Origin of the sequence: Amycolatopsis kentuckyensis, assembly GCF_002155975.1 — a bacterium.
Classification (GTDB): Bacteria; Actinomycetota; Actinomycetes; order Mycobacteriales; family Pseudonocardiaceae; genus Amycolatopsis; species Amycolatopsis kentuckyensis.
Genome location: NZ_MUMI01000832.1, coordinates 1 through 1930 on the forward strand (window position 1 = coordinate 1; position 1930 = coordinate 1930).

The following is a 1930-nucleotide window of genomic DNA, read 5'->3' on the forward strand; positions in this document are numbered from 1 at the left end:
CGTCGAGCCGGGCGAGGAAGCGAAGAAGTTCTACGACCAGACCCACGTCGCCCGGTACGGCATCCCGCTCACCGCCGGCGCGGTCGTGCTGCTGGCCGGGGCCGGGCTGGCGTTCGCCGGCGTGCGCCGCTCGGCGGGACCCGGCGTGCGTTCGAGCGCCCGGACGGCCCTGGTGGCGGGGGCCGCCGGGGTGACCGCGGCGGTGTGGATGCTCGGCATGGACGTCTCGGCGACCATGAGCTACGAGTCGGACGAGGGCACGATCAAGTCGCACTACACGACCGGGCTCGGCTTCTGGCTGCTGCTCGGCGGCGGCCTGATCGCGCTGATGGCACTGGTCCTCGCGGCACTGCCCGGGCGGCGGGTGCCCGCGGCCGCCCCGGCCGGGCCGCCACCGGGGCCGTACCAGCAGCAGTCGAGGCCGTACCCGGTGCCGCCGCAGCAGTTCGCGCAGCCGTACCAGGGATATCCGCCGTCTCAGCCGTTCCCCGCGCAGGCCCCGCCGCCGCAGACCGGCCCGCAGCCGCCACCCGCCTACGGCGGCCCGGCATCGCAGCCGTTCCCGGCGCAGCAGCCCGACGATCCCTACGGCGGCGCGACGCAGGCCCAGCCGCACCCGGGGCAGCAGCAGGACCCGACCGAGCCGAACTACCAGCTGCCGCCGCTGCACCCACCCAATACGTGAATCTTATTCACATCACGCTGGACAGCTGACGTACCGACGGTATGGTGTACTCGTCGGTAACCTCCGCGCGGCGTCGCGCGGACTCCGCGGAACGGAGACGTCATGACCAGCACGACCCCCGCGAACGCGGTCGAAGACACCTCACTGCCGCCGACGGTCGGCGGTGTCGCCGGGGCGCCGGGTTCGGCACGGGCTGCCGAGCTCGTCGCCCGCGTCCAGGGCGGCGCGGACTCGGCGCCGATCCGGATGCGGGCGCCCTTCACCGGGCTGCCGATCGCGACCCTCCCGCAGGCCACCGACGCCGACGTCCGCAAGGTGTTCGCGGACGCGCGCACGACCCAGCGGGCGTGGGCGGACCGCTCCCCCGCCGAGCGCGCCCGCGTCCTCACCCGCCTGCACGACCTGGTGCTCGCGCGGCAGGACGAGGTGCTCGACCTGGTCCAGGTCGAAGCCGGCAAGGCGCGGCTCGACGCGTTCGACGAGGTCAGCGCGACCGCGCTGGTGGCGGCCTACTACGGCAGGCACGCGGCGAAGATCCTCGCGCCCCGGCGGATCGCCGGCGTCATCCCCGGCCTCACCCGCGCGGGCGAGATCCGGCACCCCAAGGGCGTCGTCGGGATCATCTCGCCGTGGAACTACCCGCTGGCCCTGACCGCGATGGACGTCCTGCCGGCGCTGGCCGCGGGCAACGCCGTCGTGCAGAAGCCGGACAACCAGACCGCGCTTTCGGCGCTGTGGCTGCACGAACTGGCCGAGGAAGCCGGGCTGCCGGCCGGGACCTGGCAGATCGTGCTCGGCCGGGGTTCGAAGATCGGCACCGCGCTGGTCGAGGAGTCGGACTACCTGTGCTTCACCGGGTCCACGCCGACCGGCAAGGAGCTGGCCGGCCAGGTGGCGAAGCGGCTGACGTCGTACTCGCTGGAGCTCGGCGGCAAGAACCCGATGGTCGTGCTGCCCGACGCCGACGTCGCGAAGGCCGCGACGGGCGCGGTGACGGCGTGCTTCTCCTCGGCGGGGCAGCTGTGCGTGTCGGTCGAGCGGATCTACGTCCACGAGGACATCCGCGACGAGTTCACCCGCGCGTTCGTCGCCCGGACCGCGGCGCTGCGGCTCGGCGGCGCGCTGGACTACCAGGCCCAGATGGGCTCGCTGACGTCGGAAGACCAGCTCGCGGCGGTGTCGGCGCACGTCGAGGACGCCCGCGCGAAGGGCGCGTCGGTGCTCACCGGCGGCCGGGCCCGGCCG

General features: G+C 74.2%; 2 protein-coding genes. Both read left to right on the plus strand.

Going from position 1 to position 1930, the window contains the following annotated elements:
- Positions 1-685 (plus strand): hypothetical protein (locus tag CCN39_RS48450; RefSeq protein ID WP_086853970.1); only part of this gene is annotated, 685 nt, incomplete at its 5' end.
- A 102-nt stretch (positions 686-787) separates the two neighbouring features.
- On the plus strand, positions 788-1930 hold a 1143-nt coding region (locus CCN39_RS48455; RefSeq protein ID WP_086853972.1), incomplete at its 3' end, for a succinic semialdehyde dehydrogenase.